This is a genomic window from Micromonospora sediminimaris, assembly GCF_016863575.1.
Classification (GTDB): domain Bacteria; phylum Actinomycetota; class Actinomycetes; order Mycobacteriales; family Micromonosporaceae; genus Micromonospora; species Micromonospora sediminimaris.
Window position 1 is genome coordinate 1 of the sequence record NZ_BOPD01000057.1, and the last position, 17,914, is coordinate 17,914.

At 66.7% G+C, this 17,914-nt stretch carries 18 protein-coding genes; 4 read left to right on the forward strand and 14 right to left on the reverse strand.

Translation table 11 applies throughout. The annotated features are described in order from the left end of the window. Together Vse01_RS28685 and Vse01_RS28690 are read right to left on the reverse strand one after the other, a co-directional pair. Positions 1-399 (reverse strand): endo-1,4-beta-xylanase (locus tag Vse01_RS28685; RefSeq protein ID WP_239104319.1); only part of this gene is annotated, 399 nt, incomplete at its 3' end. Between the two features lie 493 nt (positions 400-892). Beyond that, complete coding sequence (locus Vse01_RS28690) at positions 893-1,522, reverse strand: DUF4760 domain-containing protein (RefSeq protein WP_139233076.1); 630 nt, start codon at positions 1,520-1,522, stop codon at positions 893-895. Positions 1,523-1,659: 137 nt separating this feature from the next. On the opposite strand from Vse01_RS28690, the gene Vse01_RS28695 reads away from it, so the two are divergent. After that, positions 1,660-2,886, forward strand: a complete 1,227-nt coding sequence (locus Vse01_RS28695) for a PQQ-dependent sugar dehydrogenase (RefSeq protein WP_093401836.1) — start codon at positions 1,660-1,662, stop codon at positions 2,884-2,886. 81 nt (positions 2,887-2,967) lie between these two features. On the opposite strand, the gene Vse01_RS28700 is transcribed toward Vse01_RS28695, so the two are convergent. The 6 genes from Vse01_RS28700 to Vse01_RS28725 form a co-directional block, all read right to left on the reverse strand. Next, positions 2,968-5,049 carry an amylo-alpha-1,6-glucosidase gene (locus Vse01_RS28700; RefSeq protein WP_093401837.1) on the reverse strand — a complete coding sequence of 694 codons (2,082 nt, stop codon included), beginning with the start codon at positions 5,047-5,049 and terminating at the stop codon, positions 2,968-2,970. Further along, positions 5,049-5,456, reverse strand: coding sequence for an SCP2 sterol-binding domain-containing protein (locus tag Vse01_RS28705; protein WP_093401838.1), 408 nt, complete (start codon positions 5,454-5,456; stop codon positions 5,049-5,051). Before Vse01_RS28705 ends, Vse01_RS28700 begins: the two co-directional genes overlap by 1 nt. 92 nt (positions 5,457-5,548) lie before the next feature. Further along, a complete protein-coding gene (locus Vse01_RS28710) occupies positions 5,549-7,042 on the reverse strand; it encodes an aldehyde dehydrogenase (RefSeq protein ID WP_093401839.1) in 1,494 nt (497 codons plus the stop codon). A gap of 360 nt (positions 7,043-7,402) precedes the next feature. Further along, positions 7,403-8,221: a DUF5919 domain-containing protein gene (locus Vse01_RS28715; RefSeq protein WP_093401840.1), complete on the reverse strand. Its 819-nt coding sequence runs from the start codon at positions 8,219-8,221 to the stop codon at positions 7,403-7,405. A 124-nt stretch (positions 8,222-8,345) separates the two neighbouring features. After that, positions 8,346-9,296: a 5'-methylthioadenosine/S-adenosylhomocysteine nucleosidase family protein gene (locus Vse01_RS28720; protein WP_093401841.1), complete on the reverse strand. Its 951-nt coding sequence runs from the start codon at positions 9,294-9,296 to the stop codon at positions 8,346-8,348. Positions 9,297-9,299: 3 nt separating this feature from the next. Continuing rightward, positions 9,300-10,988 (reverse strand): AbeC-like domain-containing protein, encoded by a 1,689-nt coding sequence (locus Vse01_RS28725; protein ID WP_139233077.1) that lies wholly within the window; start codon positions 10,986-10,988, stop codon positions 9,300-9,302. A 171-nt stretch (positions 10,989-11,159) separates the two neighbouring features. On the opposite strand from Vse01_RS28725, the gene Vse01_RS28730 reads away from it, so the two are divergent. Then, positions 11,160-11,885 (forward strand): NUDIX hydrolase, encoded by a 726-nt coding sequence (locus tag Vse01_RS28730; protein ID WP_093401843.1) that lies wholly within the window; start codon positions 11,160-11,162, stop codon positions 11,883-11,885. Between the two features lie 202 nt (positions 11,886-12,087). Here Vse01_RS28730 and Vse01_RS28735 read toward each other — a convergent pair whose 3' ends face one another. The 6 genes from Vse01_RS28735 to amcA (Vse01_RS29760) all read right to left on the reverse strand — a co-directional run bounded on the left by Vse01_RS28735 (position 12,088) and on the right by amcA (Vse01_RS29760) (position 15,511). Beyond that, positions 12,088-12,747, reverse strand: a complete 660-nt coding sequence (locus tag Vse01_RS28735) for a hypothetical protein (protein ID WP_093401844.1) — start codon at positions 12,745-12,747, stop codon at positions 12,088-12,090. 206 nt (positions 12,748-12,953) lie between these two features. Then, the gene (locus tag Vse01_RS28740; protein ID WP_093401845.1) at positions 12,954-13,622 is read right to left on the reverse strand and encodes a pentapeptide repeat-containing protein; all 669 of its coding nucleotides are present in this window, start codon (positions 13,620-13,622) and stop codon (positions 12,954-12,956) included. Between the two features lie 68 nt (positions 13,623-13,690). Continuing rightward, the gene (gene amcA / locus Vse01_RS28745; RefSeq protein WP_093401846.1) at positions 13,691-13,876 is read right to left on the reverse strand and encodes a multiple cyclophane-containing RiPP AmcA; all 186 of its coding nucleotides are present in this window, start codon (positions 13,874-13,876) and stop codon (positions 13,691-13,693) included. Next, a complete protein-coding gene (gene amcB / locus Vse01_RS28750) occupies positions 13,873-15,009 on the reverse strand; it encodes a cyclophane-forming radical SAM peptide maturase AmcB (RefSeq protein WP_093401847.1) in 1,137 nt (378 codons plus the stop codon). The genes amcA (Vse01_RS28745) and amcB overlap by 4 nt, the downstream gene beginning before the upstream one ends. After that, positions 15,006-15,350 carry a hypothetical protein gene (locus Vse01_RS28755; RefSeq protein ID WP_093401848.1) on the reverse strand — a complete coding sequence of 115 codons (345 nt, stop codon included), beginning with the start codon at positions 15,348-15,350 and terminating at the stop codon, positions 15,006-15,008. The genes amcB and Vse01_RS28755 overlap by 4 nt, the downstream gene beginning before the upstream one ends. Further along, positions 15,347-15,511, reverse strand: a complete 165-nt coding sequence (gene amcA / locus Vse01_RS29760; RefSeq protein ID WP_307818710.1) for a multiple cyclophane-containing RiPP AmcA — start codon at positions 15,509-15,511, stop codon at positions 15,347-15,349. The genes Vse01_RS28755 and amcA (Vse01_RS29760) overlap by 4 nt, the downstream gene beginning before the upstream one ends. A gap of 319 nt (positions 15,512-15,830) precedes the next feature. On the opposite strand from amcA (Vse01_RS29760), the gene Vse01_RS28760 reads away from it, so the two are divergent. After that, positions 15,831-17,087: a helix-turn-helix transcriptional regulator gene (locus tag Vse01_RS28760; RefSeq protein WP_239104317.1), complete on the forward strand. Its 1,257-nt coding sequence runs from the start codon at positions 15,831-15,833 to the stop codon at positions 17,085-17,087. A 10-nt stretch (positions 17,088-17,097) separates the two neighbouring features. Further along, positions 17,098-17,805, forward strand: coding sequence for a 5-formyltetrahydrofolate cyclo-ligase (locus tag Vse01_RS28765; RefSeq protein WP_093401851.1), 708 nt, complete (start codon positions 17,098-17,100; stop codon positions 17,803-17,805). Positions 17,806-17,914 lie beyond the last annotated feature (109 nt).

Consider the following 17,914-nt stretch of genomic DNA (forward strand, 5'->3'; position numbering starts at 1 on the left):
CGAGTAGATCTGCCCCCGGAAGTGGGAAGCCACCTGGGTGACGTGGTTGATGGCGGCGTTGCGCAGGTCACCGCCGGAGAGGCCCTGCGCCCAACCGGGCTGCTGGGCGTGCCACAGCAGGGTGTGTCCCCGTACCTTCATCCCCCGCGATCGGGCGTGGTTGACGATGCGGTCACCGGCGCTGAAGTTGAACACGCCCCGCTGCGGCTCGGTGGCGTCCCACTTCATCTCGTTCTCGGCGACCAGGCTGTTGAACTCGCGGTTCAGCACCGTCATGTAGGTGTTGTCGTTGAACTTGTACGTGCCGACGGCGGCGCCGAAGTAGCGGCCCTTCTCCGCCGCCGAGGTGCCCAACGTGGTCCCTGCCTGGGCGGCACCGCTGGGCCCGACCAGCGCCATGCCGGCCACCAGCAACCCGACCGCCAGCCCACGCACCGTCGCTCCGGTGCGCCACCGTCGTCGCGGAGAACCGCTCGGATGTACGAGATTCTTCATGTGTCTCAGCACCTTCCAGAGTCGCGTCACTTCGACGGGTTAGCGCTAACATCGCCCGGCGACTCACGTGCTCGTTGGGGCAGACCACAAGAGACGACACAACGCTACGCATCGATGGCAGTGAGATTGCCACAAAGTTACGGGGTGCTCAAGAAGTTCAGCCCAAAGACCGGAAAAAGAGCAGGTAAGACAAGTACGTTGGATCGGCCGGACAGCTCGGCCGCGATGCCTCCCGATCGATGGGAGTCACAGCTTGATGATCCGCAGCGGCGAGCCACACCAGTTGCACCACCACCGTCGCGTGCAATGTGCACGTGAACATCAGCGACACTGAGCGGCCGGCGGCCGGCCGTTGATGTGGCGGCGGACCGACCCCGACCTCCTGACCCGCCCCGGGTCAGGAGGTCGCGGTGGTCGTCAGACGGAGCCCGCCGAGCTGACGTCGCGTTCGCTGGCCGAATCGGCGGCCGGCGCCTTCCCAGCCGCGTCGCCCGCCCCGGTCGCCAGGCCCAGGTCGGCGGGATAGCTGTCGAACCGGCGTAGGCCCAGCTTGCGCACCGCAACCGACCACGGCGTCTCGGTGGCGAGCACGGCGAGATGCCAGATACGACTCCCCGCGGGCCGCCCGCTCGGCGAGGATGTACGACTCCAGGACGCTCCACGCCTCCCGGGCGCGGAAGCCACCTGTGCCGATCAACAGCGCCGGGTCGACGACGTTGAAGGCCAGCATCTGACCCAGGCCGTTGTAGTACAACGCGATCCGGTTCACATGCTTGCGGGCGTCGGACGGAAGATCGCTGACCCGCAGCTCCGGCGAGCACCTGGCCCTCAGCTCGGTGAGCACGAACTGCTGGCTGTCCAGGAAGGCGTCGCTCATCCGGTCGCGGGTGAGCAGCTCGATCGCGACAAGGGTGTGGTTCGCGCTCTGCGACAGCCGCAGTTGCCGGAGCGCAAAGAACACCGAGACCCCGACGGTGATCACCGAGACCGCGGCCACGACCGCGTTCGTCACGATCGCAACATCCATGGCGGTCATCGTACGAAGACCACTCCACCGGGCCGCCGATTCCGCGCTTCCGGTTAATGCATTGATACAAGTTGATGTAGTGTTGGACACGCTCCCAGACTGCGTACTCCATTCCACCTGCTCAAGGAGCTGAGAACATGTCGCGACGGCGATGGCGCCCGATCCCCGCGCTGGCCGGGTTGCTCGTTCTGGTCCTGTCGGCATCGGTCGCCGGCACCGCCACGGCCGGGCCACCCCGCCCCGGCAGGGTGCCCCTCACCGAGCTGACCGTGGTGTCCGAACAGGTGGCCTTCGGACTACAGCGTCCGATCGCACTCACCGGGCTACCGGACGGAAGGATGCTGATCGCGGAGAAGAGAGGCACCGTCCGCGCATACCACCCCGACACCGGCCTGGCGGCCGAGCCGGTGCTGGACCTGACCGCTCGGGTCGACACGTCGGGCAACGAGCGCGGCCTGCTCGGCATCACCCCCGCGCCGAACTTCGCGCGGACCGGGATGCTCTACGTGGCCTACACCAGCCTCCCGGACGGCGAACTGACCCTGGCGCGGCTGCCGATCAACGCGCCCGAACGGCTACAGGTGCTGCTCACCCAGGAGCACGCCGAGTACAACAACCACAACGGCGGGCAGGTGGCGTTCGACCGCGACGGCTACCTCTACTGGTCCCTCGGCGACGGCGGCCACGCCAACGACCCGTACAAGGCCGGTCAGGACCTCGGCACCCTGCTTGGCAAGATCGTGCGGATCGACGTCAACCGCAGCTGCGGCGCGAAGCCCTACTGCGTACCCCGCGACAACCCGTTCGTCCGCACCCCCGGCGCGCGGCCGGAGATCTGGCTCTACGGGCTGCGCAACCCGTGGCGGTTCTCGGTCGACAAGGTCGACAACTCACTCTGGATCGGTGACGTCGGCCAGGGCCTGGTCGAGGAGATCAATCACATCCGCCCGTGGCAGCGTGGCGCGAACCTCGGCTGGTCCTGCCGCGAGGGCACCCCGGTGTTCGACCCGGAGCAGTGCCGGCCAGGCGTGAAGTACACCGACCCGGTCTTCGAGTACGAGCACTACATGACGGAGAGCTGCTCGGTGACCGGCGGTGTGGTGTACCGAGGATCCGCCACCCCGGAAGCCTGGGGCACCTACGTCGCCAGCGACTACTGCTCGACGCTCGCATTCGCCGTACGCCCCAAGCCCTGGGGTGGCTACGAGAGCGCCATCATCGGCAACTTCCCCATCCAGCCGACCGCCATCGACGCCGACGTGCACGGCGAGCTGTACGCACTCAGTGACCTGCCGGGCTGGCTGAGCCGGGTACGGTTCGAGCGCGTCCAGCCGACTCCGACCAGCGAGCCGGCGAACCGCTGAACCCCGGCGTGAGGGGCCGGCGGCGCAGATCGTCGTTCTGTGCCGCCGACCCCGCCGCCGACCTGACCCCTGGTGCGGAAGCTACTCGCCGTGGGTGAGTCGGGCGACCGGCACCGCCTGCTGGTCGCCGTCGCGGCGGCGGCGGCGGCCGAACGCGTCGGCGCGCCCCCACCGCCCCGGTATGTCGAGCAGTTCGATCCGGCCCACCGACGGCGGCAGGTACGGATCGACGGCCAGATGGTCCGGGTACGGGCTGAGCCCCAGCATCGTGCGAAGCAGGAGCAGCGGCGCCCCCGCCGACCAGCCCTGAGGGCTGCACGCCGCCGGGTACTCGACCGGGTAGCTGGTCAGGCTCCGCTCGTAGCCGGCGAACGCCTCGGGCAACCGACCGTCGAAGTACCCAGACGCAGTGATCATGCCATCGGCGATCCGGGCGGCCTCCTCCCGGAAACCGTAGCGCCACAGCCCCCAGGCGATGATCGAGTTGTCGAACGGCCAGACCGCACCGACGTGGTAGCCGACGGGGTTGTATCGGAGGTTGGTGGTGGACAGGGTACGCACGCCCCAACCGGAGAACAGGCTCGGCCCGAGGAGGTGGTCCGCCACACGGCGTGCCCGCTCCGGCTCGACAATGCCGCTCCAGAGCAGGTGCCCCATGTTGGAGGCGAGGGCGTCAACGCGCTTGCCCTCCGGATCGAGCGCAAGCGCGTAGTACCCTTCCTCCTCGATCCAGAAATCGCGGTTGAACTGTTCCCGCAGTTGCGCCGCCTCGCCCTCCAAGCGGTCGGCGTACTCGGGGTCGTTCCAGAAGTCGCGGGCCATCCGCGCCCCGCGTATCTTGGCGTCGTAGGCGTACCCCTGTAGCTCGCAGGTTGCCCTTGGCAGGGCGGGCAGCCGACCGTCCCGGTAGGAGATCGAGTCCCAGGAGTCCTTCCAGCACTGGTTTTCCAGGCCAGTACGGGTGTTGCGCCGACGGTAGTAAATGTAGCCGGTGCCAAGCAGGTCGCCGTACTCGTCGATCCAGTTGAGCGCGGCACGGGCTTGCGGTTCGAAACGACGCACGGCCTCCACGTCGCCGCTCCACCGCTCGTACTCGTCGAGCAGGATGACGAACAGCGGGCTGGCGTCGGCAGATCCGTAGTAGGGGGTGTGCGGCTGTTCCTCGAACGCCGCCGACTCGCCGTACCGGAACTCGTGCAGGATCTTGCCCGGCTCCTCCTCGCGGAAGTCGTCGAAGGTGCTGCCTTGCAGCGTCCCCAACAGGCCCAGCACGGGCGGGGTCAGCGCAGGCACAAACGGCAGCGTCTGCAGGCTGATGAAGATGCTGTCCCGGCCGAAGAGAGCCATGAACCACGGCAGTCCGGCGGTCGGGATCGGGCTGGTCGCGGTCAGCGACGAGTAACGCATAGCGGCCAGGTCGTACAGGCTGCGCTTGTACGCCGCGGCGAGGGGTTCGAAGTCGCAGGCGAGTCGCGGCGCGTTGTCGATCCATTGTTCCAACTCCTCGCGCACCTGTGGCCTGCTCCGCCTGCGGTACGCCTCCCAGACGGTAACGGAACCGCCGACCCCCCGGTTGATGATCGGTTCCACCTGGAGCTCGACGTCCCAGCGGCCGTGCGGTTCGAGACGGATGTCGAAGGTCATGCCGCCGTCGTCCACCTTGGCCGGTCTATCACTGGAGATGATGGTGTCCCGGTAGAACGTCGCCCGCTCGTAGTGCAGACAGAGGCGCCCATCCTCCTGACGCACCGATCGCTTACCGCGCTTTGGCTGACTCTCCTTGACCTCGAAGATGTCGGCGAAGTCGGCGTCCGCGTCTATCCGGATGGAGACGTCCGCCGGCTCGATGTCGTGGTTGAGGACCACGATCCGTTCGACGAGACAAATGCCAATGGTCTGCTTACGGATGACCGAGAGCTTGGCGTTGACGTAGTGCGTGGGCTCCCCGGGGACGAGGAAAAACCGGGTCTCGAAGAAGTGCAGATCGCTGCGGGACATTGGGCTGAGTCGCTCCCCGTTGACGCGCAGCACCCAGGTCGACAGGAAGCGGGTGTCGAACGAGAAGAGCCCAGCCGGTGAACCCGGGGAAGGGGTGACATCGCCACACACATCCGTGAGGAGGAACGTGTTTCCGTCGAGGATGCTGAGCGTCTTCTCGACCATCAGGAGCCGGCTTCCTCATGGACGAAATCCCGTGGGTGATGGCCGGTGGGCGGTCCGGCGAACAGCACCGTGGCGAGCATGTGCACCAGTCCCAGGTGCCCCTCGATCACAAGCGCGTTGCGGAAGAACAGCGGCACGAACCGTTCCTCGCCCCTGACCAGCCGGTCGAACGTCTCGTTGTCGGTGCGCAGAACGGCGTCCGGCTCCGGCCGGGGCGTTTCCGAATTTGGCCTGCGGACCCGGGCAGTCCCGCTCTCCAGGGTGACGAACCACTGTTTCACGACGGTGCCGGCCGACTCTGTCACGTCAAGGCGGACGGTGCCCGTGGGCTCCGGCGGAATACTCTTGACGGTACGGCTCTTCCCACGCTCCAGCATCTGGAGTGCGTCAGCCAGTTGGTCGCCCACTTGGCATCATCATCCTTCCCTCGCGTGCCACCTCAGCATGACCGTGACCAGCCCTCCGTCGGGCCTGCATCACCCGCTGCGCATGCCGCCCCTCAGATTCCGGACAGGGACGGGACGTGCGGCCCGAACGGGTACTGCCGGTCCAACGGCGAGATGGTGATCCACCGCAGGTCGGTGAACTCGGCGAGTGCCGCCCGGGAACCGAACCGACCCCAGCCGCTGGCCTTGACGCCGCCGAATGGCATCTGCGGCTCGTCGTGGACGGAGGTCCCGTTGATGTGGCAGATCCCGGCTTCGATCCGGCGGGCCACCTGCAAGGCGTTGGCCACGTCGCGGCTGAACACCGCGCTGGCCAGACCGAGCTCGGTGTCGTTGGCGACGTCAACGGCCTCGTCGACGCCATCCACCTCGATCACCGCAGCGACCGGCCCGAACGACTCTTCACTGTAGATCCGCATCTTCGGGGTCACGCCGCGCAGTACGGTCGGTGGGTAGAACAAGCCGTCGGCTCGGCCCCCGATGAGCACCTCGGCGCCATTGTTCTGGGCGTCGGCGACGAGCGACGCGACATGGTCGACGGCCCGCTGGTTCACCAGTGGGCCGAGCTCGGTCGACGGTTCATGCGGATCGCCCATGGCCAGCCTGCCGGCGTGGGTCACCAACTGGTCGAGAAACTCGTCGGCGACCTGGCGCTCCACCACAATCCGCTCGGTCGACATGCAGATCTGACCCTGGTTCATGAAGGAGCCGGCGACGGCGGCGCGTACCGCCGCCGGGATGTCCGCATCCGCCAGCACCAGCATCGGCGCCTTGCCGCCGAGTTCGAGGACGGTGCGCTTCAGATGCCGGCCGGCCTTCTCGCCGATCACGCGCCCGACCGAGGTCGAGCCGGTGAAGTTGATGCAGCGGGTCTGCGGATGGCAGATCAACTCGTCGACAACGTCCGCCGCGTCGGCCGGTGCGTTCGTGATCACGTTGATCGCGCCGGGTGGCATGCCGGCGTCATGCAGGGCTGCGGCGATGGCCACATGGGTCGCCGGGGCCTCCTCGCTCGCCTTGAGCACCACCGTGTTGCCATATGCCAGCGGAAGTGCGACGGCTCGCATGCCGAGGATCAGCGGCGCGTTCCACGGGGCAAGGCCGACGACCACTCCTACCGGTTGGCGGATGCCGAGCGCGGTCATGCCGGGCACGTCGGACGGGACGACTTCGCCGACGATGCCGTACGTCTGCGCGGCCGCCTCGATGAGCATGTCGGTGGCGAGCTTCAGGTTGAACTGGCCCCAGCTGAGCACCGCGCCGGTCTCCTGGCACATCGCCCCGACGATGTCGTCGCCGCGTTCGGTCAGCAGACCTGCGGCACGCTGCAACACCTCGCGCCGTTGCCCCGGCGACCAGGTTCCCCAGGTAGCCCTCGCGGATGCCGCCGCATCAACGGCAGCCACCGCATCGGTACGGCCGGCGGCGGCAACCTCCGACAGCGGCTCATTATCGATAGGGCGTACTTTTGTGGTCCTTCGCCCTGATTGGGCGGGCGTCCACCTACCGCCGATCAATAGATCGACAGTAGGGATGGCGTCCGGCATGGCGTCTCCCTCCAGTCGCGCGACACGACCTGTCACTGCCGGACACGGCTCGACCCACCAGCGCGACCATGGCGTCGAAGTCGAACTACTGACCGGAATAACCGAGTTGCACCACTTCCAGGAGAATACTTCCCGAGGCGACAGCGGGCGTGGTTTCGAACGGAACCCACGACCATCAGCCATGACCAACGCGCGTGCCGCAGTTCGTGGGCGGACGACAGGCGTGATCATGCCTGCGGCGTTGATCAATGCCTACCCGGGCCAGTTGGCCAGGTAGTCGTCGAACGGAACATCGTCAGGCCGCTGGCCACCGATCTCGACGTACCCGTCGATGTCCCGTTCGTACGCTGGGCCGGGCGATCACACCGGACACGGCGCTGGTTCGGCCGGCAGAAGGTCGATGGGTTGGCCATGGGCCCAGATGTGGTCGAACTCCCGCAGGTAGTGCCGATACCACTGGGGGCTACCCGCCTGAGTCAGAGCCAGGACCGGCTCAGCACCGGCCGGCCGGTGCGAATAGACGTCAACGTACAACCGTCCCGCTTCCCCCTCCGCGTCGACCATGATCAGGCCGAAGGAAGGCACGAACGGCAACAACCGGACCTCTATCCGCCCCGTCCCGCGAGCCGATTCGGCGACCTCACGCACCAGATCCAGGGTTGGCCGGAGACGGTTGGTGAAGATGCCCCGATCGTCCGGGAGGGTGGCACGTCGCGCCGCCTCGGCCGGCGCGGATGTCGCGGGGTCGATGACGGCGATCCGCACGAGCGCTCCCTCCGCCAATCGTCGGGCGAGTGGTTCGGCGATGTTGCGCAGAGTCCGGCCCAGCGTGACCCCAACCAGCCGGACATCGGCTGCGCCGGCCAGGTCGATGTTGAGACCGGATGTTGACGCGGCCAGTCGCGGTTCGCCCGGCAGCTCGCCGGGCAGGCGGTGCAGCGCCCGGACCACCCGCGTCAGGAGCGGAACCACGTGGGCCAGATCCCGCCGTTCCTCGGCCAGGTCGAAGGCCAACAGCGCGAGCGTGGCCAGGGTGGCGGCCGCCACGGTCGACGGGTCCACGACATCGAATACGCCGAGCACCCCGACGACCATGGCGATGCTGACCGTCAGACCCGTCTGCAGGTGACGGCGGGTCAGCACGGTGGCCGTACGCGGCTTGGGTGGTTGGGACGGCATGACGACTTCACCCTTCTCACTTGTCGGAGCGGCACCAGGGCGGCGGACGGACTTGACTGCCCGCCGCCCTGGCCGCTTGTCGCCTTTTTGGCCGCTTGTCACCCGTGGACGGAGCAACCAATGATCACGTAGGTGAATGTCCCAGGAACGGCAGCAGGCTCTCGAAGGCCACACCCGCGTGCCTGGCCGCCAGGTCGTGATCGCGATGGCCCTTGGCCGCGTCCGCGTGGTCGGAAACGCCACGGACCACGACCCAGCTCACGGCGTCCGCGCTGGTGTCGAGGTCCTCCCGGAACGCTTGGACCAGGCCGCCCGCCTCGGTCTCGACGGCAAGACACTTCTCATGAAACGACTGCAGGTACGCGCGGATGTCGGAAGCCTCGTCCGTGATCACCGCGCCGCCCGATCCGATCGGTCCACGGACAACTTTGAAGAAGGTCCTCGTCTCCACTGACGGGAGCACGAACGGCTCGCCCCGGGTGCTGAACAGGTCACTAAGGCTCAGGCTCATCCGTGCCGGCACCGCCGTGGCCTCCCCCCGCCGGTAGGTGATGTTCGCCGCCTCCCGCCGCTCGTCGTAGTAGATGACCTGATCCGCGATAACCACGTCGCCGACGTCAACGCGCTCGCTGATCCCACCGGCGATGCCGACGAGCGCCACCAGTCTGGGCCGGTGAACTTGCCGCAGGAAGGCGTAGGCGGTGGCCGCGGACCGTTGGTTGCGGTCCATGGTCTGCATCAGCACCGCGTTCAGCCGGCCGTACGGCGTGGTGAACGTCGCTTGATGCACCCGCCGCTGGTCGCTCGGAGCAGGGCGGCGGTAGTCGGTGGCCCGCTGGAACACCTCGGTCATCGCCTGCATCTCCGGTGACAGCACCGTGAGCACCGCGATGTCGACCGGCGGCGTCTGCTCACCCGACCTGCCGGACGCGGCACCGCTGTCCCCGCCGGTACGGGCGTTGGGGTGCGGCGCAGCCGGCCCGCCCGACTTGAAGGAATCCTTGATGTTACTGATGTTTCCGATATTGCCGCCAGCACGGATACCGAAATTCGCACCAGTGTTATCGCTGCCCATAGCCTATCCTTTACCCGCAGTTGGACCACTCGACGTGGCAGGGACGAAGGAATTGCTGATGCCAGAGATGTCACCGATATTGCCCCCGGCATAGATTCCACTGTTGATCAGCACCCGGCTGCTCTGGCGGAATTCCGTCACGTCGACTCCGCGAGTAACGAGAAAGTCGAGAGTGGCCGCGACGATGCGACGCGTGATGATCTTTTTGTGCTTCGCGACGTCCTGCATCTGGAAGTCGTTGCGGACAATGTCGAGGGTGGCCATCTCCCGGACGCTGATCCGCGCTCCCCGGTCGAAGCCCCGGCGAGGATCAGCAGGGACCGACAACCGTCGAGTCAGCGCCCGCCAGCCCGCACGGAAAAGGCTTCGTGGTGCTGCCGCGACGGTGGCGGGTGCGTCCATCAGCGCCCGCCAGCCTACCTTGAGATATGGCACAGCACCGATACTCGACACGTCGTCCACGACACGGAATTCGTCGCGGCAGGGCGCCAGCGCGAAGGTGTCCACTTCGAAATACAGGGCGCGCCCCTGGAGGGCGTAGTGCACGTAGACGGTGGTGACCAATTCGCCGTCCCACGAGTTGACCTGGCAGGCCAGGTAGTGACGGTTGGCGTCCGCCGGTTCGCGAATGAAGCGCTCGACATCCGATGCGCTGGTGCGCGATTTCAACTGGGTGGTTTCGCTGCCGGCCGTGAAGATCCGGCGGGTGACGGTGAGGCCGGCCAACCGGTGCTCCGGATCGGAGGCGAAGGCCAACTCCCCCACGCTGCGCTCGACGTGGGCGATCAGATCAACAGCGGCAAACGGGACTTCCTGATACTCCCGCTCCCCTTCCGGCCGTGGTTCCTCGAAATCCTCCGCACCACCGACCATCCGCAGCGCGAACCCCTCAGTGGACAGCCGCACACCGGAGCCGATGAATGGCGAGTACCCAGAGAATATCGTCGTGTTGCCCTCCTGCTGGTTGCGAAGTTCGTTCATTCGCACCGTCTGGTGGACCAGGGTCGGCTGCCCGCCGGGCCCGTTCTCCGTGGCGTACCGCCACTTCACGAGTTCCGCCACCACGGGCGGACCGAAGACCGCCGCGAAAGTCAAGGTGACACCGACGCCAAACAACGCCAGCACGGCGGAGGCGTCCCCGGGCTCAACACCGGCGCTGACCGCCAGGAGACCCGCTATCGGCAAGGCCGTGAGAAATGCCAGCGCCGACACCAGCGAGCCCAGCACAGCGGCCAGCCCATTACCGATCAGCCTTTTTGGTGACACTTCGTCCGTCAGCTGCCAGCGCGCCACCTCGACCAAGATCCGCCATACGGCAACCAGGGAGTAGCCGGCGGCGGCGACACCAAGACCAAACAACAGGCCGGGAGCACCCAGACAGGCGGCCATCACCAGCAGAACGATGCTGGCGACGTCCCTGATGAGGTTGATCCGATCGGCTCGCAGGCAGTGGCCGAGCACAACGGAGAGGTCAAACCCGAAGGACGGGGCGACCGCTCGCCCGGGCTGGTGGTAGACCTCGTCGAGACTGCGCCGGCAGAAGCGCTCGTCGAGGTAGGCCCCGGCGTTCAGATGCCGGGTCGCGCTGCTGCTGGCGACTGGACTGAGATTTCCGGCGATCGCAATGGGAGCGGTCGGTCCGGGTTGCTGCCCGGGCCCTCGCGCCGGAAGTTCTGAAGGAGCGGTGGTCATCTGGATCTCCTTGGTTGAGAGCGGAACTAATGAGCCGGACGAGGCGACGACCGCGGCGCGGGAACAGGCTCACCAGCGCGACATTTCGTCAGACAGACGAGAAACGGACTGCCACCACGGTATAGCGGAACGTGAGTTCTCGTCAACCTGACGATTGGATACGATCCCTCGATGAACGGTGTGGGGCACGGGCAACATGCGCTACTAACGGTCGACCTTGTGGTACTGACCGTGCGCGACGATCAGTTGCAGGTCGTGCTGATCGAGCGCGGAAAAGATCCGTTCAGGGGACGTCTCGCACTGCCGGGCGGGTTCGTACGGTCGAACGAAGACATCGACGAAGCGGCCGTCCGGGAACTGGCCGAGGAGGCCGGCCTGGACGGCCGCCAGCTACATCTGGAGCAGTTGCGTACGTACGCCACACCGGGGCGCGACCCACGCGGCCGGGTAGCCAGCGTCGCCTATCTCGCGCTCGCGCCCGACCTGCCCATACCCGTCGCCGGCACCGATGCCCGCAACGCCAGGTGGGCCCCCATCGACTCGGTCATTGATCGGCCGAACGCCTTGGCATTCGATCACGACCGCATCCTCGCCGACGGCGTCGAACGGGCACGGGCAAAACTGGAGTACACCACCCTGGCGACAGCCTTCTGCCTCCCAACCTTCACCATCAGCGACCTACGCCGCGTCTACGAGGTCGTCTGGTCCACAACCATCGACGCCCGCAACTTCCACCGGAAGGTCGTGAACGCGGAGAACTTCCTCACCCCTACCGGGGGCAAACGGGCTTCCGAGGTCGGCCGGCCAGCGGCTCTGTACCGAGCCGGAGGGGCCACCGTTCTCTACCCTCCGATGCTCCGCTCGTCCGCCGCGCATGCCGGCGACGTCGCAGGCTGATCCGTCAACAGGCCCCAGGCAGAACCCTCACCTGGCTTTGCCCGTTTGTACCAAACCGATGTATCCCGCTGTCCAGTCTGAGCGAGCCGGTCCATGGCGGCCGAGCACCCCCAGGGAGCACCACCGTGACGCGCCTCGGGTGGGCTGTCGGCGTGGCGCCGTCCGTTGATGCGGAGCGACGTGCCGGGTGAATGCGCCCGGCCTACCCCGGCCAGTTGGCCAGGTAGTTGTCAAATGGAACGTCGTCAGGCCGCTGGCCGCCGATCTCGACGTACCCGTCAATGTCCCGGTCGTACGGTGGGCCGACGATGATCGGCAACTCATGGGTGGAGTGCCGGGCCAGAAACCGCCAGGCCGCCCGGTTGAGCACCGGCTGCCGGGAGTTGGCCGGAGTCTCCAGACCACCACGGTGGAAGAACAACACCCGACCGTCGGCATCGCGCACCGCATGCCCCAGACAGAGCCGTTCCCGACAACGGAAACAGGCCAGGTAGCCGGTCTTCGACACATCCCACCCGTTACTCGGGTAGTCGGCGAAGTCATCCTCTGGCCAATCGGCAAGGTAGTCGTCGAACTCGATGTCACCAGGCTCGTCGCCGCCGATCTTGGCTGGCGGCCCAGGCGGCTCCCACATCTCGTCGTACTCCAACTGAGAGTCGTAAATCACCTGCAACTGGTGGCCGACGTGTTCAGCGAGAATCTTCCACAACGCCCCCGACATCTCCCGCGACTGACTGTGGTTGGGCGCGTTCGGGTGCGCGTAGGCGAAGTAGATGATGTCGTCCCACGAGTTACGCACCGGCTTGCCGAGAAAGAGGCGGACTCGTCGGCAGAGGCAGAACAGGCTGGCGTCAATCCCCACAGGTCGTCCCCCCGTTCAGCCCGGCACGCCCATGCCACGCGCGCCCGGCATCCACAAGCCCAGCGGCCTTCCGTCCGGAGACCGGAACGCCACCCACACGTTCTGGTAGACGGCCAGCCGTGCATCGGAGCGGTTGCCCTAGAAGCTTTTCATCATGCCCTCCACCGCCGACGAATCGACACCGGCCGTCGTCGTCTCGGCTTCGGTCAGACCTCAGCTTGGACGACGATGCGCAGGGTCTCGACGGCCAAACGAGTCAGGTCAGAGAGCTGATCCTCACCGAGAACAACGCCGTGAAGGTTGTCCAACGGCGTCCTCAAGTGGTGCAACCGGCTGCCCCGCAGATCCGCGCCGTCGAGGCGGCAGGATTCCAGCTCCAGGTCGCTCAGATCGCAGGAGCGCAGGGCAACGCCGGACAGGCGGCAGGACGACCAACTGCCGTGGCCAAGGGTGCAGTTGGTGAAGGCCACCGAACCCGCGACGCTGACGCGATTCAGCGTGGCGTAGTCGAACCGGCAACTGTCGAACAGGACGTCTTTGAGGCGGACGTCGATGAACCGGGTGCCCGTGAACCGGGTTCCGGTGACCGAGCATCGCTCGATGCTGATGCCGGTGAAGGTCGCGCCGGACAAGTCCGTCCCAGCGATCTCGCACCCGTAGAGAGCCCCCGCTTCCCAGCTGACCTCACCGAGGTCAGCGCCGGTGATCCGGCAACCTCGGATGCTCTGCTCCGCAAGCTGCTCACCACGCCAGGAGACCCCATCGACGAGGCCGTCGCGGACGTCACCGTCGGACAGATCGCTGACCTGGTCGAGGTCCTCCGGATCGAGGTCGGGCAGGAGAAGGGTCACGTCGCCCACGGTGGTCGTCCGCATGTCTCCTCAACCTGTTCGGGCGCGGGGTGGGCACGCCACCCCACGTCGAATCGCACCGCCGAGTCGGGCTACGACTTCTTCTTGTTCCAGTTGTCCCAGGCGGGGCGGCTGTCGAACTTCCCCTTGTTGTCCCAGGTGGGCCGGTTGTCGAACTTCGCCGCGTCGATCGACGCTACCGCGCGGGCCGGTTCGACGCCGAGCAGGGCGAGACGGTCCGGCGGGGCGTCGAGAAGCGCGGCGAGGGCGTGGGTCATGACGGTCCTCCTTGAGGGGTGAGGTGATCCGCAGCAGCGCGGATCAGGGCTTGCCGGGTCGTGCGGCAGTAGGCGGTCTCCCGCGGGGTGAAGGTGCCGTGTTCGAAGTAGCGATTGCCGGCCTGCGCACCCCGGCAGAAGTCGTAGAAGCCGCAGCGGTCGGCGCAGTCGTTGAGGGCGGTCACGAACTCGGTGACGTATCGCAGCTCGCTGGCATGGGCGAGCATGTCGCCGATCGGCTCGTGGAGCACGTTGCCTGCGATGAAGTCCGCGTAGCGCGGGTCTTTGATGCCGAGCAGTTCCGGTGACAGCAGAACCACCTGGCCGTCGTGGGAGACGGTGGGGATCGGCTCGTACGGGACGTGGTCGACAAGCCCGGCGCGGGTAGTGGCGAGGTAGTCGGCAAGGCGGTCCACGTCGCGGATCCGGAGCGGACTGCCGGCAAGCCGGTACCGCACGATCTGGTGCCAGAACCGGTAGGCGGCTTCCTCGGAGACTGGCAGGCGGTCGGCCCCTTCCTGCTCCTCGATGTTGAAACCCACCGACTCACAGGCCGGCAGACCGGCGAAGAACTCGACGAGGTCGTCGGCATGGTCGATGGTCTCGGGAGTAACGACGCAGATCACTGAGTACGTCAGGCCGTTGTCGGCGAGCGTCTGAATGCCACGCATCGTCTGGGCGGTCGTTGCCCTGCCGCCCCGGTCGAGCCGGTTGCCGTTCAGCGTGCCTGGACCGTCGATGCTGATCCCGATCTCGAAGTCGTGTATGGCGAGCAGGTCGCACCACCGCTGGTCGATGAGGGTGCCATTGGTCTGGATCTCGTGACGCACCCGGCCGTCGCGCCGCAGATCCTCAAACGGAGTCAGCAGCCGCTGAAAAGTCTCGGTGGGGGTAGCAGTCGGCTCGCCGCCGTGCCACACGACGCTGACCGGATGACTGCTGTTCTGCTTGGCGATCGATTCGGCGCAGGCTTGCGCGACGGCATCGCTCATCAGGCGGATGAACCTACGGTCGGGCAGATAGCAGTAGGTGCAGTCGAGGTTGCAGAAGCTGGTGGGCTGCACGACCAGTGTGTGGAACCTGCTGGCGATCGCCGGCTGACCGGTGGGGTTGATCAGGCCGATACCGTTCACGGCGAGGCGTCCTCGCTTCTCGGTGGTGCAGTAGACGTTCGGTAACCGTGGGTGTGGCGGGCGGGCCAGCCGAGGAATCGGTCGTACATGTCAGCCGCGTTGCCCGTCACGCTGGGGTTGAGCCGGTGTAGGTCATCAATTGCGTCGTGCAGGCAGCTGGCCAGATAAAGGATCAGGCTCACCGACATGTCCCGGTACTCGGCCACGAGGGCCAGCTTTGCCGCCCCGCACGGCCATGGCTGCCCACACCGGCGGCAAAGCCACAGCGGACGCATCGGCAGATGCTCCGCCTCAACCGCAAGGTCCCGGTGCACCGACAGGCGGCGAGTCCCGCCGGTCACGGCCTATCGCTCTCTCTGGCCTGCTGCTCGAACAACCGACGCCAAGCATGGGTCAGCAACGGCGGATCCGCCTGCCGCGTCTGCCAGTGCGAAGACGTGGACCCGGGCTCTGGTCGCCGGGGCTGGCCGACAATCGCGTTGTGCGAGATGTAAACCGTCATGCCGGAACACCCCTTCGAGACGGTCGACGGTGGGCTCGCCGGGGGAATGGCGAGCCCACCGCCGTCGCACGGCGGCTTCGGGTATGCCGCCGATCACCCACCCGCGCAGCCCCGATGGCGGTACGCAGGCGGGGAGTCGTATCGACGTGAACGGAAGGATGCGGTGGTGGCTGGCGACAACCAAAACCTGCACTTTCGGTAAAGTCCTCAGTTCTCTCTCGCTTCGGACAGCTCACGTCGCACCCTCCGGCTCAGTAAGTGGGGTTTGATCGCCTGTCTCCCACCCAACCGCTGTTCGCCGGCCGGTCCCAGTGCGGCAATGACGCAGAACCGATGCATTCCCATTGCGATGAACACCGTGAGCTGGATAAATGGATCTGTGATGCGCAGTGGCGGAAGTGGGCGGCGCGCGTCGGGCCTACGCCGGTATCGGCTGGCGCAGCGACGCAAGGCGATTGGGCTCAGCCAGGAGCACCTCGCCGAAGTCCTCGGCGTGGACCGCTCCACAATCGTTCGGTGGGAACGGGCAGAGACGGACCCTCAGCCCTGGCACCGCCCGCACCTGGCCACGGCTCTCAAAGTGTCCGTCGAGGAACTGGCCGATCTATTGGCTGACACCCGTCAGCCGCCCGCCACGCCCGGCGGGCGTCTCGACTACGCGCTGCGGCAGCCCGGTCGCGTCGACCTGATCACGGTGGCGTACCTGCGGGAGCGCGTGCGGCATCTTGACGAACGCTACGACCAGACACCTTCGACCCTTCTCCTGGCCGAAGCGGCGCAGTTGCACGGGCAGGCGGTCTTTCTCCGTCAGTACGCCGACGCCGGCTCAGTTCAGCGTGAACTGGCTGCCGCGATCGCCGAATCGGCCACGCTGATGGGCCAGCTGGTATGGGACGCCACGCAACGACACGACCACGCCGCCAGCGCCGCATACTTCGACCAGGCGATCAACGCCGCGAAGGAAGCCCGCGATCCTGTCGCCGAAGCCAACGCGCTACTTCGCAAGAGCTACCTGGCGCTCTATGGCACCAAGCGGCCAACCGCTGCCATCGCGTTGACCGCAAACGCCACTGAGGTGAGCCGCCGCACCAGCCCTGTACTTGCGGGCCTCGCCCAACTACACCGCGCCGAGGCACACGCGATGCTCGGTCAGATTCGGGACTGCGCTGAGGCCCTCGGAGTCGCCGAGGATTCCTTTGCCTCGGTGGGCCCGCAGGATCCTGCCTCCGTCCTCTACTGTCCCAGCCACCACGCCCGACTCGCGGGCTCGTGCTGGTTGTCGTTGAACAGGTCGGCGGACGCGATCACGGCGTTGGAGAAAGCCCACCAACTGGTCGCCGCACGCCGCAAGTCGACAGCCGTCGTCCTCGGCAACCTCACCCTCGCCAACATCCGTCATCGCGACCTCGATACAGCCATCTCTTACCTGCATCAAGCCATCAGCGTCATTGAGCGGACCCGCGCGGGAGGCGGCCTGAACCTCGCCTTCGCCGCAGCCCGCGAACTGCGGCCCTGGAGCGATCGGCCTGCGGTCCAGGATGTCAACGAACGCCTCCTCACCCTCATGACTCCATAGGAGCAACATCGTGACAAGCACCGACGACGCCAAGCAGGCCGTTCGCCGACGCGTCTGGGATCTCCTCGAACGCGAAGGCATGGCACCGCCAGGGGTGCATGGCCACATTCCTGACTTCACCGGCAAGGACGACGCCGCAGCCAGGCTCGCGGACCTGGATGTCTGGAAGAAGGCAAGGGTCATCAAGTGCAACCCCGACCGGGCCCAGTTGCCTGTCCGGGTGCGCGCCCTCCAAGAGGGCAAGCTGCTCTACATGGCGGTCCCGCGACTCGCCACACCGAAGCCTTTCTACCTGCTCGACCCGGCGGTGCTGACAGTCCCGTTCGAGACTGCCGCCACGAGCAAAGGCGCGCCCGAGATCACCCCCACGGTCGGCCCCGACGAAATGCGGCCGGTAGACATGATCGTGTGCGGCAGCGTCGCGATCAGCCGACGCAACGGCGTACGGGTTGGCAAAGGCGCCGGCTACTCCGACCTGGAGATCGCGCTCCTGACCGAGGCCGGATTAGTAACCCGGGACACCGCCATAGCCACCACCGTCCACCAGAGCCAGCTCCTTGACGAGGAACTTCCGGACGCCGATCACGACTTCAGCGTCGACTATGCGATCACTCCCGAAGAGGTCGTTGCCTGCGCACCTGACCGGGCGCGACCGTCCGGCATCGTCAGGGGGAACCTTCGCCCCGATCAGCTCGACAACATCCCAGCCCTGCGTTGATCAAGCTCCGACCGATCCGCTGTCGTACCCGCGTCCACCGTTAGCCGATCCGGTCCAACGGCTCCCAAGCACCCACCGAGCCACCAGCCACCACCGGCGTACGCGAAAA